This window comes from Nostoc sp., from assembly GCF_036917515.1.
In the GTDB taxonomy this organism is placed as follows: Bacteria; Cyanobacteriota; Cyanobacteriia; order Cyanobacteriales; family Nostocaceae; genus Nostoc.
In genome coordinates, this window is the sequence record NZ_JBALDE010000100.1 from 1 (window position 1) to 15,037 (window position 15,037).

Consider the following 15,037-nt stretch of genomic DNA (forward strand, 5'->3'; position numbering starts at 1 on the left):
TTTACTGCTTAAGAGCGCTGCCTAACCATCAGAGTTACTTACTGTTTCAGTTTTTCTTCCTGATTCTACTCTCCCCGTAGTAACAAAAGAGGGATTAGGTAATTGAAAATTTACGGGTAAATCTAAAATACTGACATATAAAAAACCCAAGGACAAGCACGTTGTAATTTTCATACCTCAAGCCATATAAATAAAAAAGTCTTTCACCAGACTGGGCATAAACTGATTGCGAGTTATTACAGACTCAATACTCAAACAATACAATTTTATGATTACCAGCTCCGTATTATTACTAAAATTGACCATATTCAGAGTCAGAATTAATTGTTACTAAAAGTTTGGAAGCAGCTGAAGTAAACATCCATCAAGTCTTTATAGGTCTCTCTTTTCACTGTACAAAGTCTATCTCTGAAGTGCTTCAATTGCTTATAGAGTGGCACAATTGTTCTATTTATTTCCCTGAAGCAATTAACTCCTTTCGTCGTTTTAAAATCACCAAATTGACAGCGAACATATTAGTCTTTTGTATAAATTTTTTGTAAAGTTATCGAATTCAGTGTTCTCACATAATATGATAGTGATTGCTAACTTACAAATCAATACTTGCATTAGTAGTAACACAAAACTAAATTAACCAAAATTAAGTTCTAAAAATGGAAAGCCACTAAATTAAAGAAAAAATTGTGAATTATCTTGTTGTTGCTGTCAGGAAAATATCAATCTGACTTAAAATTGCAATTTGCAAAACTATTAGTTAACTTCAGATATTTAACAACTTCAGCAAAAAGGTATTAGCTGACAATCAACGAAGAAGATTACTATTGCAAAGTAGATTACAGCGCTACTGTGGGCAAAATACTAAGAACAATCTGCTGTAAGTAAATAATCTTTTTTATAAAAGTTTGTATATATCTATGACGATGGAATCTTTACCAAGTTTTGAAGAAGTAAATATTCAGAAATACTTAGAAGTTCTTCAACGGCGTTGGCTACCCCTAGTTGGAATTTTTGCCATATCTGTTAGCCTTGGATGCCTGTATGCATTTTCACTAAAACCTTCATACAAGGCAGAAGGAAGTTTGATGATTAAAACAAATCGCTCTTCCTCACTCACGGGCTTATCGGATGACATAGGACGCCTAGAAGCTTTGAATGTGAACGACAATCCCTTGGAAACTCAAGTGAGAGTTATTGGATCAAATCCAGTAATTGAGAAAACGATTAATTCCCTCAACCTTAAAGATAATCAAGGCAAACTGCTCTCGATTCCCGACTTGGCAAAACAACTAAAAATAGAAGGAATTAAAGGCACTGATGTTGTACAACTTTCTTATAAAGGTGGCGATCCGGAACTAGCTGCCAAAATCGTCAATGAAGTTATTGACAGTTATATCGATCTAAATATCAAGGCTAATCAGAATGAAGCGCGGACAGCCAAACAGGTTCTCGTAACGGAAGTACCTAAAGCTGAGGAAGTTGTCAGAAGAGCCGAATCAAAACTGCGTCTATTTAAAGAAACGAATAAAGTTGTTGTCCTGCAACAAGAAGCAACCGCAGCAGTTGATACAATTTCTAAGTTAGGAAACCAAATTTCTCAAGCTTTAGCTCAACTAGATGATGTGAAAGGTCGTCTAGAACAATTAAGCAGTGAAGCTCAGGTAGATTCACGGCAAGGTGTAATCGAATCTGAATTGAGTCAAGCACCTGGAGTTCAGAAAGTGCTAGCCCAACTTCAAGAAACAGAAAGCCAACTTGCACTAGAGCGTACCCGTTTTTCACCTGAACACCCTACAATTACTAGCTTAGAAGAAAAAGTCGCAGCTCTTAACAACTTGCTAAAAGAGCGAACAGGACAAGTAGCAGGTAAAACGCAGATAACACAGGGAAGTTTACAGGTTGGACAACTGAGACAAAGCCTAATTGCAGATATTACTCGTGCTCAAGCAGAACGCGTTGGTCTGGAGAGACAAATCGCCACACTCAAACAACAGCAAAATGCCTACATCAAACGAGCAAATAATTTGCCAAGGTTAGAACAGAGTCAACGAGAGCTAGAACGAAAACTACAAGCAGCTCAAACAACTTACGAAACACTCTTAAAGAAACGCCAAGAGATTGATATTGCACAGAACCAAAAAATTCCTAATGCTCGTGTCATTTCCTATGCTTTAATCCCTGATAAAGCAGAAGGGCCTCGGAAAGTGCTGTTTATTGTTGGTGGAGCAGGAGTTGGTTTCTTCTTAGGTATCATTGTTGCCTTTACTTTAGACTTGATAGACCGCTCGGTGAAGACTGTCAAAGAAGCCAAAGATGTCTTGAGATACAGTGTTTTGGGAGTAATTCCTACACAAGGTAGAAATGGTAAGGATCACTCTTCTATAGCAGGACTGGATAGAGCTATTCCCAAAATTATTGGCAGAGATATTCCTTACTTCCCTGTTGGTAATGCATATCAAATACTACAAGTGAACTTAAAGTTTCTCTGTTCCGATAAACCGCTCAAAAGCATTGTAATTACAAGTTCCGTTGCCAAAGAAGGAAAGTCTGACGTATCTGCAAATTTAGCTGTGACTATGGCTCAGGCGGGGCGTAGGGTGTTATTGGTGGATGCAGATATGCGTCATCCCATACAGCATCATATCTGGGGGCTAACAAATACAATCGGACTAAGTAATGTCATAACTAACCAAGCTTCTTTAGATACAGTTGTTCAGGAAGTAATGCCTAATCTGGAAGTTCTTACTTCTGGAGTTTTGCCCCCCAATCCAGTGGCAATGCTAGATTCTCAACGTATGGCAACATTAATTAATAACTTTGGGAGAGAGTATGATCTTGTAATTTTTGATACTCCTCCGCTTTCAGGAATAGCAGATGCTGCTGTTTTAAGCACCTTGACTGACGGTATCTTATTAGTCGTTCGTCCTGGAGTGGTTGACTTGAACAGTGCAAATGCAGCTAAAGAGTTTTTAACTCAGTCAGGTCAGAAGGTATTAGGGATAATCATCAATGGTGTGAATGCTAAAAATGAACCTAATAATTATTTTTATGACACTAAAAAACTGCAAATTGAACAAGATTTGGTATCTAGCAGCTTAACTAAATTTCGCAAAGAGCGTTAAGTTTTTTTAAAAATTGTGAAAGCTACCATCACTACAACCATCTAAACCAAATTTTTTGACTATAGGAATAATGAATAAAACTAAAATTAAAACTTCCTGCTTAATTAATAATTACAATTATGCTGAATTTCTCTGTGAGGCAATTAATAGCGTTTTAAATCAGACAGTTAAATTTGATGAGATTATCATTGTTGATGACGCATCCACAGATAATTCTGCGGAAGTTATCAATAAATTTACTCGAGAAACTAATATTAAATCTATCTTTAAAGAAAAAAATCAAGGACAATTATCATCTTTTAATGAAGGTTTTTTAGCTGCTACAGGTGACATTATATTTTTTTTAGATGCTGATGATATTTATGAACCTCAGTATTTAGAAAATGCCTTAAATTTTTATAATAGACGCAGTGAATGTGATTTTATATTTTGTGCGTATAAAAAATTTGGAGCAGTACAAAGAACATTTCAAGACGATACAGTTGATTTAGATTTGGGTTATTCAGTAATTAGAACTTTATATAATGGGGAATGGATTGGTTCCATAACTTCAACATTATCAATACGTAGAGAGATAGTCAGAAAATTCTTACCTATTCCAAATATAGAAGATTGGCGTGTAAGAGCTGATGACTGTTTGGTATGGGGAGCTTCTTTGGTAGGGGCTAAAAAGTTTTATATGTCTAAAGCTTTAGTGATGTATAGAATACATGAGAATAATCAGTATCATAATAATAACTTTTTAAATATAGACCAAAACTATGAATATAAAAGATTCTGGAAACGCAATTCTCTATTTAATTACATTCTGCAAAAAAACAATTTTAGCTACCCATTATTATTAGCTTTCACATCTATCAATGAGCTACAAACAATACCATGCCCAAAATATCAAGATTTTATTACTTATTTAAAAATAATATTTTTATTCGAGCATAGTTTTTATTGGAAAATAAAGGGAATTATTTTCTTATTTAGCTATTTTCTGAAAATTCTGATTAGTGGAAAATTAAAATATTTGTAGGTGATAAATAATGTGAGTTACTGAAATAAACTTTATTCTGTATTTGATAAAATGAAAAGTTTGCACCAGTAAGATTGATAGGTATAAAAAATGTTAGATGATTAATTTATAAAAATAATGTTAAGTAAATTAAAACTTATAAACTTCTCAAAATTTAAATCTCGTTCTGGGCTGCGTGCAATTATTGCTAATACAGGTTGGTTATTTGCTGACCGCATTCTACGCATGGGTGCAAGCTTAGTTGTAGGAGTATGGGTAGCACGTTATTTAGGAGTACAACAGTATGGTCTATTTAACTATGCTTTAGCTTTTGTTGCCTTATTTAGCCCAATTTTTACTCTCGGACTAGACGACGTAGTAATTCGCCATCTTGTACGTCAATCATCAAACAAAGAGGAAATTCTAGGAACTACTTTTTGGCTAAAATTTTTGGGTGGAATTGCTTCTGTTTTATTGGCAGTTAGCACAATGTTTTTCTTAGGTGAGCATGAAGCACTAAAGATATGGCTAGTTACAATTTTAGGAGTAGTAGGAATTTTTAGGGCATCTGATACTATTGAACTGTGGTTTCAATCACAGGTGCAGTCAAAATACACTGTAATCGCTAAAAACACGGCGTTTCTGCTAAATACTGTCATCAAAATCACACTAATTTTAATAAAAGCACCATTGCTAGCTTTTGCTTTGGTAACATTAGCAGAATTTGTAATGAGTGCAATTGGCTTACTGATTGTTTACCAGGTCAAAGGGTCTTCATTGTGGTTATGGCATTGGAGTTTTGGCAGAAGCAAAACTCTTATGAAAGAGAGTTTACCTCTAATTTTTTCGGGGTTCGCCATCATGATTTTTATGAGAATAGATCAGGTAATGTTAGGTCAAATGATCGGAGATAGTGAGGTTGGAGTTTATTCTGCTGCTGTGCGTATTTCTGAAATTTGGTATTTTATTCCAGGCGCTATTGTTTCCTCTGTTGCTCCGGTAATTTATGCAGCAAAGGAAAAATCAGAAGGTCTTTACTATCAGCGAATAGGACAATTACTCAGTCTAATGACATGTATATCTTTAGGAATTGCTCTTCCAATGTCCTTTTTATCTGACAAGATAATTATAGTGATATTTGGAAGTGGATATGCACAGGCAGGAGCAATATTAGCAGTTCATATTTGGACTTCTTTGTTTGTATTTATGGGTCTTGCAACATCACCTTGGTTTATTGCTGAAGGTTTAAACCACGTTTCTTTAGGTAAGACTTTATTTGGGGCAATACTAAACATTATTCTCAATTTATTGCTTATTCCTAAATATGCAGGACTTGGAGCTGCGATCGCAACAATAATATCTCAAGCATCTGCTGCTTTTATATGCAACGCATTTGATTCAAGAACACAAAAGCTTTTTAAAATTCAGGTGCAATCACTTATTCATTTTTATAAATATTGAGCGTTATTATTTAACTTTTATTACTCTTATGCAAACACCTGTAACTTTTATTATTTTTAAACGTCCACAAACAACAGAGAAAGTCTTTGAAGCTATTCGCCAAGCCCAGCCAACAAAACTTTTTGTAATTGCAGATGGACCCCGCACTGACCGCGAAGGTGAGGCAGAAAAATGCAAATTGACTAGGGCAATTATTGAGAGAGTTGATTGGGATTGCGAAGTAATAAAGAATTATTCTGAGAACAACTTAGGTTGTGCACAGCGGGTATCAAGTGGTTTAGATTGGGTCTTTAATAATGTTGAGGAGACAATTATTTTAGAAGATGATTGTATCCCTCACCCAACTTTTTTTAGATTTAGTCAAGAATTGCTGGAAAAATATAGAGATGATACCAGAATCGCCACAATCTCTGCTCAAAATCTTCAACTTGGACAAAAACGTACAAATTACAGTTACTATTTTTCTCGCTACAACCACTGCTGGGGTTGGGCAAGTTGGAGGCGTGCTTGGCAACATTATGATTTGACTATCAAACTCTGGAAAGAGGTGCAAGCAGAAAATCTTTTACATGACATTCTTATAGACCAAAAAGCAGTAAATTCTTGGCAACGAATATTTCAGTCTGTTTATGATAATCCTACAGGTATAACCTGGGATTACCAATGGACATTTGCTTGTTGGATGCAGGGAAGCTTAAGTATTATTCCCAATGTCAATTTAATCTCTAATGTTGGTGTTGGTACAGACGCAACTCATTTCACTTCAAATCAAGGATTTTCCTTCATCAATATGTCCATGCAGGCAATGGAATTTCCTTTAAAATATCCACCATTTATTGTTAGGAATGTAGAGGCAGATAATTTTACACAGAAAACAGTCTATAAAGCAACTGCACTGGACATTTTTAAAGAGGAAGTGAAGAAAAGATTGAATTATTCAATAAAAAAATAGATAAATTAAATCTCAAAAATGAAAGTAAAATTAACAGAGAAAATATTAACTATCTTGCTATTACTGATTGCTGTAGGTGCATTAACAATACACCCCGCACAAGAAGTTTCCATGTCTACACTTGGAGGCGATAAACTAGATACTTTATTCAATATAGTTTCATATTTAATCCTACTTTATTTTCTAATTTTATACTGGAAAGGTTTTATTTTTGTAATCACTAGAAGTCCATTACAGTTTTTTTTACTAGCAATAGTTATATTTTCTCTTTTATGGTCAGAAGATCTAAGTTCTAGTCTTACTTATTTAAGAGGTTTAATCCGAATATATTTTCTTGCAATCTATTTAGCAATGCGTTATCCGCTTAAGGAACAAATTAAGCTGATAGCTTGGGCACTTGGCGTAGCTGCATCATTATCTATGCTATTTTCTACATTCGTACCAGGTTATATTCACGAATCACCTGAATTACTAGGTATGTGGAGTGGAATTTATGGTCATAAAAATGAATTAGGTTACATGATGGCTTGGAGTGCAGGAGTTTTTTTGCACCTTGCTCTTAGTGGTCATCGATATCGCTGGTTGATGTGGGTATTATGTGGAATCTCTATATGTCTAATTATCTTCTCACGTTCAACAACATCTTTAACAATTTTGTTGACAATGATATTACTTTTACCTTTCTACAGATCCCTAAAGAAAACTAATTATAAATTACAATTTATTATGATTACTTCAACTTTGATGTTCCTGATGATTTTTTCAATATTACTTCTCAATAATGCCGAAACTGTAGTTGGTACTTCTGGTAAAGACCTTACCTTCAATGGACGTTCTGACCTCTGGGAGCTAGTGATTTCCAAAATTTTGGAAAGACCTTGGTTAGGTTATGGATTTTCGGGATTTTGGACTAGTAATGCTGCATCTAAATTAAGAGCTACTTATGATTGGGCAAGCAATGCCCATAATGGTTTTTTAGAATTATTGTTAGAATTGGGATTATTAGGTTTTTTGACTTTTGCAGCAGGTTTTGTCCGGTTTTTTGTAATGGCATTGACTCGAATTATTTCTGTCGCTAAAAAACCGGAAGATTATTGGCCAATGCAGATGCTACTTATCATAGTCATAGTTAATTTTTCAGAAGCCAGATTATTAACTCCTAGCTGGAATTGGTTAATGTATGTCACCACATCATTATCTTTGACTGTTGAATATCAACAAAATCGTAAAAATATTTTATTCAATTAGTTCTTATAAAAATCAAAAATAGTTTTAGTAATTATTAAGTGAATAAAAATGAAAATTTTACATATTAGTACCCATGATATTAGTGGCGGTGCAGCGAGGGCTGCATATCGTTTACACACAGGTTTACAGCATATAGGACTACAGTCACAAATGTTAGTTCAGGAAAAATATAGTAATGATAAAACAGTAATTGCACCTAAAATTAGACTGTTTCAAGGCATTGCTAAGGCAAAGTTGACAGTTGAAAGTTTGCCATTAAAGCTTTATCAGCAAAAGAAAAATACTCCATTTTTTACTCAATGGTTACCAGATAGAGTTATTCCTAAAATTACTCAGATTAATCCAGATATAATCAATCTGCATTGGATTAGCGGAGGTTTTATGCAAATAGAAACCTTTGCCAAACTGAAGCGTCCTCTAGTTTGGACTCTCCATGATATGTGGGGGTTTACTGGAGGGTGTCACGTTACTGGAGAATGCGATCGCTACAAAGTATTCTGTGGGGCTTGTCCTCAACTCAACAGTGGTAATGAATGGGATTTATCCCGTTGGGTATGGCAGCGCAAAGTAAAAGCTTGGAAAAATTTAAATTTAACTCTGGTTTCACCAAGTTCTTGGTTAGCAGAGTGCGCTCATTCAAGTTCTTTATTCCAGAATTTGCGAATCGAGGTAATTCCCCACGGACTAGATACTCAAAAATATCGACCGATCAATCAACATTTTGCACGAGAAGCACTTAATCTACCTCAAGATAAAAAGCTGATACTCTTTGGAGCGATAGAAGCAACAAGCGATAGAAATAAAGGATTTCATTTGTTGCAACCAGCTTTACAAGAATTAAGTAAATCTGGCTGGAAGGATGACTTGGAAGTTGTAATTTTTGGAGCATCTCAACCTGAAAACCCACCTGATTTAGGCTTCAAAAGCCACTATTTGGGACACTTACATGATTCTATATCTTTAGCAACTGTTTACTCAGCAGCTGACGTAATGCTTGTACCGTCTCTTCAAGAATCTTTTGGACAGACAGCTTCGGAATCATTCGCTTGTGGTACTCCAGTTGTGGCGTTTAATTCTACTGGCTTAAAAGATATTGTTGATCATCAGCAGAACGGCTATTTGGCTAAACCTTATGAAGTTGAAGATTTTGCCAAAGGCATTGCCTGGGTTCTTAAAAATGAACAGAGGTTGCAAAAACTGTCATTTTATGCTCGTGCTAAAGCCGATAAAGAATTCACTCTGGAACTTCAAGCGCGTCGTTATTCAGCCTTGTTTCAGGAAATATTGATGAGAGCAAACAAATCTTCATTGAGTAATTAACTTAGTAAATCAATACTTCATAATATGTCAATACCTATAGCTTTTATAATTTGTACAGAACCTGGTCGTTTAGAAGGTCAATCTTTGATGCTTGCAGAAAGTATTCGTAAGTTCTGCGGCGAATTGAAAAATACACCTATATATAGTTTTCATCCTAGAGTGGGTGAACCGATATTAAAGCAAACCCAACAAGCGTTTGAAGCATTGCAGGTGATTCATCAACAAATTCCAATCAATCGAGAATTTCATAAATATTATTTAGCCAATAAACCCTTAGTTTGCGCCTATGCAGAACAAAATGTTGATGCAGAAATATTGGTTTTTTTAGACAGTGATAAATGCTTTTTTTCTGAACCAAAAGAATTTTTATTGCCAGTAGATTGTAATGTACGGATGCGTCCTGAATATGGTCAAGGAATTGGTTCTACAGGTCTGCAAGATCCTCAAGAATGGTATTGGCAAAAACTATATGAAGTACTGGGAGTAAAGCGTGAGCTATTTATTGACACACCAATTGGTAATAAAAGAATTAGAGCCTACTGGAATTCAGGTTTGGTTGCTGTAAGAAGGAGTGCGGGTATATTTACAACTTGGAAAGAGAACTTTGAAAAAGTAATGCGCTTGGATATTACTCCTCCCCAAGGTATTTATTTTGTTGAGCAGTCTGTTTTGTCAGTAACTTTATGTGCCTTGGAAGAAAACGTTGAACATCTTCCTCCTAAGTATAGTTATCCATTACCTTTACATAACCGTTTATCAAAAGAAATGCAAATTAAACATTGGGATGATATTATATCCATTCATTATTTCAATTTATTTTTTTATAATGATTGGAATGGACAAATAAAAAAATTGAAAAACTTTAATAGTAATTCAAATAAATATCAATGGTTAAGTGAAGAGGTTGTCAGACTTAATATGCCTCGTGTATCAGTGTGGCATCGATATCTGTTGAAAGTTAGAAGAATGGAACAAAAATTAAAAAGCTTTAATTTAGATATTAATTTCAGTGCTTGGATAGAGAAGAGAGTTAAATTTTAAATTTATATAACAATATATGAAAGGTAAAAATTTGATGATTTAGATTATGAAGATAATCTGTCAAAGTTGCGTATAAGTTTATTACTTGAATCAATCATTTTTGCACATATTATATGAGGTAAATGAAATGAATAAAGCAAATTTAGCTGTAATTATGACATGTTATAACAGACGGAATACAACTCTTGCCTGTCTAAACGCTTTATATCAGCAAAAAAATCATTGTGATATTTATTTAACTGATGATGGGAGTTCTGATGGTACTACAGAAGCTGTTAAAGCAGAATATCCAGAAGTACAAATTCTTCAAGGTAATGGCAATTTATTTTGGGTCGGAGGAATGCATCTCGCTTTTAGTGAGGCAATAAAATATCAACATGATTATTATCTATGGTTGAATGATGACACATTTCTAGAAGCCAATGCTGTGAGTAAACTATTACAGGTTCATCAAAGTTTGACAGAACTTGGTTATTTAGACTCAATTGTAGTTGGTTCAACTAAAGACTCAATTACAGGAAAAGCTACCTATGGAGGAGCAGTAAAATCTAAAAAGTGGTATTCTAATAAGTTTGAGTTTTTACAACCAAGTTCCGTTATTCAAAAATGCGATGCTATGTATGGTAACTGCGTGCTAATCCCTAAAAGTGTTGCCGCCAAAGTTGGCAATATTGATACAGCTTTTGTTCATAGTTTAGGAGATTTAGATTATGCCCTAAGAGCGCGTAAATTAGGTTGTAAAATATGGGTAGCTCCTGGGTATATTGGTACTTGCACTAAAAATTCTATTCACAATAGTTGGGCAGATACCAGTTTAAATCTATCAGAACGCTTGAAAAAAGTACTACAAATTAAAGGATTTCCATTGAAATCATGGACTATATTTTGTAGCAGACACTCTGGACCATTCTGGATATTTTACTGGTTTTTACCCTATATTAGAGCAATTATTGGTTATAAAGATTTGGCAATTTCTCCTACATTTTCTGAGGATATTAATCAAACCAAATCAGAAGTTTAATACTTGCATGATAGTCATTACTAGATAATATTTGGATAACTTATAACTATCTTAATATTTTGATAAATTTAGTTTCAAACTATAAAATAATAATCAGCAATCATTTTATGGGTAAACGCTTACTGATTGTCTCAACTCTCGATTCTAGTCAACCATTTGGTGCATTCACCAGACCTTTTTATCTAGGACAATATCTTACTCAACACTTTGATGTTTTTCAGCTAGGTTTAGATTGTTCATCTGTTAATTATGCACCTTCTCTTTCTATTAGATCAAGAAGCTTGAAGTCATATATTCAATCCATAGAAAAGTGCATCGACGAGTTTTGTCCAGATATTGTGTATGCTCAAGAAACACTACCTGGATTGGCTGCTTTAGTTTCACTAAAGCTTAGAAAACACAGTAGATCCTCTCTTGTCTTAGATTTTCATACATTTTCGCCTTATGAATACTGGATGCGCTTGTTTTCAGTTGCTAATCCTTTTAAAGAGTTTGCACAATGTATTAAGACATATATTGCTCAGGGAATTTTAATATTCTCTGGTAGTCCAATTATTGCAGCAGGTGAATCAATTCCTAAACTAATTTCCCATTGGTATGGAAAAACTCCACAGCAAATTTATTCTATCGGGAATGGAGTGACTGAAGACTTACTCAATACTGAAGTTTTTCCAGATAAAGACCCCTATAAAGCATTCAGACCAGCTAAAATAGTAGTTATTATTGCTCCCAAAACATTTCAATTTCCAACTAATGATATGTCTGTATCAATGACTCTTGAGGTTGCTCAATCCCTTGAAAGCCATCAAGAAAAAATACATTTTGTTATCATTGGTAGGGATAGTAGTGATATTTCAGAACCAATACCTTCTAACATTTCTTTTTTAGGCTTTTTACCTAAAAGAGAAGATTTTGTCGCCCATCTGAAATATGCAGATATTGCTTTGTTGCCATTTTCAAAACAAGCAGTAGCAGGTGGTGCTCGCAATAAAGCATTAGATTATTTTGCTAGTAGAAAATTAGTTGTATCAACATCAGAAGGCTTGCGAGGTTTAGAAGAATTTCACCACTTAGAACATCTGTTAGTAACAGGATACTCTAGCGAAGATGTCGCTAACACAATACTTGATGCTGCTTCAAATCTCGATAAATATCAATCACTTGTAGAGACAGCATATACTCTAATTACAGAAAAGTATTCCTGGAATGCCAGAGCACAGAATATCGCGGAAATCCTCATGAAAACAAGCGCTTTTTAGTTATATTTAGAGAATAATTTTAACTAAAAAACTTAGCTATTTCAATATTTCAATCCTGAAGTACTGAAATATTACTAATTAATTTTACAATACTCACCTTTATATTGAGATAACATCTCATATTTATCAAAATAAAACAAAATATGAAAAAGCGATTTTCTTTTAAAGTTATTGGTGCTCAAGTGGATGCACTCTCTATCCTTGACTTAAATTTATTGATTGAAGAATCTATTGAACGGGATGAAAAATGGATTATTGCTAATCATAACTTACATAGTCTTTATCTCTTCCATAACGAGCTAAAAATGCAAGCTTTTTATTCCAAGGCAGAATATACCCATATTGATAGTATGCCTTTAGTATTTATTGGAAAGCTGTTGGGTTTTCCAATTAAACGTGAACAAAGAGTAACCTATGCTGACTGGGTATGGCCTCTGATGGCAGAAGCTGCTACTAAAGGCTGGCGTGTATTCTATTTAGGTTCAAAGCCAGGAGTTGCTCAAAAAGCAGCAAATATTTTATGCCAGAAATTTCCTAATTTACAGATTGCTTGCGCTCATGGCTATATTGATATAAATAAAGATAGTCAAGAAAATCTTGCCACTGTAGCTGCAATTAATGCTTACAAACCTCATATATTAATGGTGGGAATGGGTATGCCACGCCAAGAGTATTGGGTTTATGAAAATCTTGAACATCTTCATACCAACACCATTTTGACTAGTGGAGCCTGTATGGACTATATAGCAGGAGCAATACCTACTCCTCCTCGCTGGATGGGAAAGGTGGGGTTAGAATGGTTGTATCGCTTGTTATCTGAACCGAAAAGGCTTTGGAGACGTTACTTACTTGAGCCTTGGTTTGTTGGCACATTATTTTTACGAGAAATTTGGAGTATCTCAAGTAAACGAAAAAAAAATAACCTGCTGGTATTTCTAAGTACGAAATTTCACAAGCTCGTAGCTTGATCAAGTCTCTCAAAGTCTTATCAGTAGGTCGCTCAATTCGTCACGAATTTATGAAATGTTGTACTAAGGTTTAATGATTAATTAGTCAGTAAGTCTTATTCAACTTTCATAATCGTGAATAGCGAAAAATATCTCCAATTATTTTGCTTACAGCCTATTCCAGGTTCATGCAATACAATAACAACAATAGGTAAATCAATTTCGTAAATGCTCAAGAGCGAGTAAATCGATAGCAGTTGTTAATAAAACATCAACTATTTTGCTAGTTTTTGGGGAAAATTGACGTAAGAAGGCTTTCAGTTGTGACCACCACAATTCAATAGAATTAAAGTCAGGAGGATAGGGGGATAAATTCAGAACGTTAGCTCCAACAGATTGAATTAACGGTTCAATACTCGACAGTTTATGGGCAGGTCGTCTTTCCATCACGATCACTGCACCCAACCATAATTGGGGAACTAAAAACTGTTCAATAAAGACTTCAAAAGCTTGGGAATCATCGAACCATTTAGGGTCATTACTGCCACTACTTTTTTTAAAGTAATAGCGCCAATAACAGTCACTTTTTCACCTCGATAAAAGGGAGTTAAATCGTAGACCCGTCTTCCCTTGGGTGAACGGGTATGAGTTCGAGTCAACCCTAGCAACACCCCCATTTCATCCAAAAATACTAGCTGTTCAGGGTCAATATTTTTGACTTTCTCCCAATACTTGCATATATAAGTTCGGACTTGCTCTGTATCGTTGTTGCTGTTATGTATCTTCAGTAAAGGTGTTTAAAGGTTTGCTTGCCCACCTGCGTCTCAAGCCTCCTGTAATCTGATGCCAAAAAATAAAAGTATAAGCACAAAAACCTAAAATAAAATGTCGAAGTAGACTTCTTTTCTCTCAGACTTGATACTCTTTTAGCCTTAACCAACCTTTGGCTTCTCTATAAAAAACTTCTACCCAATTTCTTGAAGCATAAGTATCAACTATCCATTGTGGTGTGACAATTGATGAAGAAACATTGATGATAAAATAGTCAATATCAGTGGCTTGTGAGAAAAGAGGTAACTATCAAGATATTGGCATGGATTATTATGAACAACGTTACCAAGAACGAGTTATCAATAACCTGCAAAAAAAGGCTCTAGCTTTAGGTTTTGAACTCATTCCTCAGCCTCAAGCAAATACGGTTTCTTAAAAGAGGGATATACCAGTTCCTGGTATAGTGAGGTATAGCAATCGAAGTATAGGTTAGGACGTTAAACGGATGGCCGTATCAACTCTCTCCCGAAAATTTTCAATAGTATCAACTGATTTTCTGACTCGGTTTTTTATCGGAAACCAATAATGTTCAATATCGTTGAAATCAGGAGAGTATGGTGGGAAATACTCAAGTTCATACCCGACAGATTCAATTAATTCACCAATTTTCTGAGATTTGTGGAAAGTGGCATTATTTAAAATAACTGTCTGTACTGATTTGAGTTCAGGTAAAAGTTTTTCTTGGAGCCATTTCTGAAAAACTAATTGATTACACGAACCTTCACTCGTTTAATGGAGTAATTAATACCAATTCTCTAAAATTGGACTACAGATGAGAGAATAAGAATAAACCAGATGAAGGATGAACAATGTCAGGGATATATCAGCTAGAAAT

General features: G+C 34.7%; 11 protein-coding genes and 3 pseudogenes. 11 read left to right on the forward strand and 3 right to left on the reverse strand.

From position 1 onward, the window contains the following. Nucleotides 1-914 precede the first annotated feature (914 nt). From V7K89_RS11810 to V7K89_RS11855, 10 genes are all read left to right on the forward strand, one after another. Nucleotides 915-3,119, forward strand: a complete 2,205-nt coding sequence (locus V7K89_RS11810) for a GumC family protein (protein WP_335187296.1) — start codon at nt 915-917, stop codon at nt 3,117-3,119. A gap of 70 nt (nt 3,120-3,189) precedes the next feature. Then, nucleotides 3,190-4,143: a glycosyltransferase family 2 protein gene (locus V7K89_RS11815; RefSeq protein ID WP_335187298.1), complete on the forward strand. Its 954-nt coding sequence runs from the start codon at nt 3,190-3,192 to the stop codon at nt 4,141-4,143. A gap of 117 nt (nt 4,144-4,260) precedes the next feature. Next, a complete protein-coding gene (locus tag V7K89_RS11820; protein ID WP_335187300.1) occupies nt 4,261-5,583 on the forward strand; it encodes a flippase in 1,323 nt (440 codons plus the stop codon). A 28-nt stretch (nt 5,584-5,611) separates the two neighbouring features. Then, nucleotides 5,612-6,535 carry a glycosyltransferase family 2 protein gene (locus tag V7K89_RS11825; RefSeq protein WP_335187302.1) on the forward strand — a complete coding sequence of 308 codons (924 nt, stop codon included), beginning with the start codon at nt 5,612-5,614 and terminating at the stop codon, nt 6,533-6,535. An 18-nt stretch (nt 6,536-6,553) separates the two neighbouring features. Continuing rightward, nucleotides 6,554-7,783 (forward strand): O-antigen ligase family protein, encoded by a 1,230-nt coding sequence (locus V7K89_RS11830; RefSeq protein WP_335187304.1) that lies wholly within the window; start codon nt 6,554-6,556, stop codon nt 7,781-7,783. A 48-nt stretch (nt 7,784-7,831) separates the two neighbouring features. After that, nucleotides 7,832-9,103: a glycosyltransferase family 4 protein gene (locus V7K89_RS11835; RefSeq protein WP_335187306.1), complete on the forward strand. Its 1,272-nt coding sequence runs from the start codon at nt 7,832-7,834 to the stop codon at nt 9,101-9,103. 24 nt (nt 9,104-9,127) lie between these two features. Beyond that, on the forward strand, nt 9,128-10,144 hold the full coding sequence (locus V7K89_RS11840; RefSeq protein WP_335187308.1) for a hypothetical protein: 1,017 nt from the start codon (nt 9,128-9,130) through the stop codon (nt 10,142-10,144). A 127-nt stretch (nt 10,145-10,271) separates the two neighbouring features. Then, nucleotides 10,272-11,165 carry a glycosyltransferase family 2 protein gene (locus tag V7K89_RS11845; protein WP_335187310.1) on the forward strand — a complete coding sequence of 298 codons (894 nt, stop codon included), beginning with the start codon at nt 10,272-10,274 and terminating at the stop codon, nt 11,163-11,165. A gap of 107 nt (nt 11,166-11,272) precedes the next feature. Beyond that, nucleotides 11,273-12,424, forward strand: coding sequence for a glycosyltransferase family 4 protein (locus V7K89_RS11850; protein WP_335187312.1), 1,152 nt, complete (start codon nt 11,273-11,275; stop codon nt 12,422-12,424). Nucleotides 12,425-12,567: 143 nt separating this feature from the next. After that, a complete protein-coding gene (locus V7K89_RS11855) occupies nt 12,568-13,392 on the forward strand; it encodes a WecB/TagA/CpsF family glycosyltransferase (protein ID WP_335187314.1) in 825 nt (274 codons plus the stop codon). 195 nt (nt 13,393-13,587) lie between these two features. Here the strand turns inward: V7K89_RS11855 and V7K89_RS35865 are convergent. Together V7K89_RS35865 and V7K89_RS11870 are read right to left on the reverse strand one after the other, a co-directional pair. Beyond that, nucleotides 13,588-14,048: pseudogene (locus tag V7K89_RS35865) on the reverse strand (IS630 family transposase). Between the two features lie 106 nt (nt 14,049-14,154). Next, a pseudogene (locus tag V7K89_RS11870) lies at nt 14,155-14,439 on the reverse strand (IS701 family transposase); the annotation flags it as partial. Here V7K89_RS11870 and V7K89_RS11875 point away from each other — a divergent pair. Continuing rightward, nucleotides 14,426-14,578 (forward strand): hypothetical protein, encoded by a 153-nt coding sequence (locus tag V7K89_RS11875; protein WP_335187318.1) that lies wholly within the window; start codon nt 14,426-14,428, stop codon nt 14,576-14,578. The pseudogene V7K89_RS11870 and the gene V7K89_RS11875 sit on opposite strands and share 14 nt — an antisense overlap. Nucleotides 14,579-14,631: 53 nt before the next feature. Here V7K89_RS11875 and V7K89_RS11880 read toward each other — a convergent pair. Next, nucleotides 14,632-14,931, reverse strand: a pseudogene (locus V7K89_RS11880) (transposase); the annotation flags it as partial. Nucleotides 14,932-15,037: the final 106 nt, after the last annotated feature.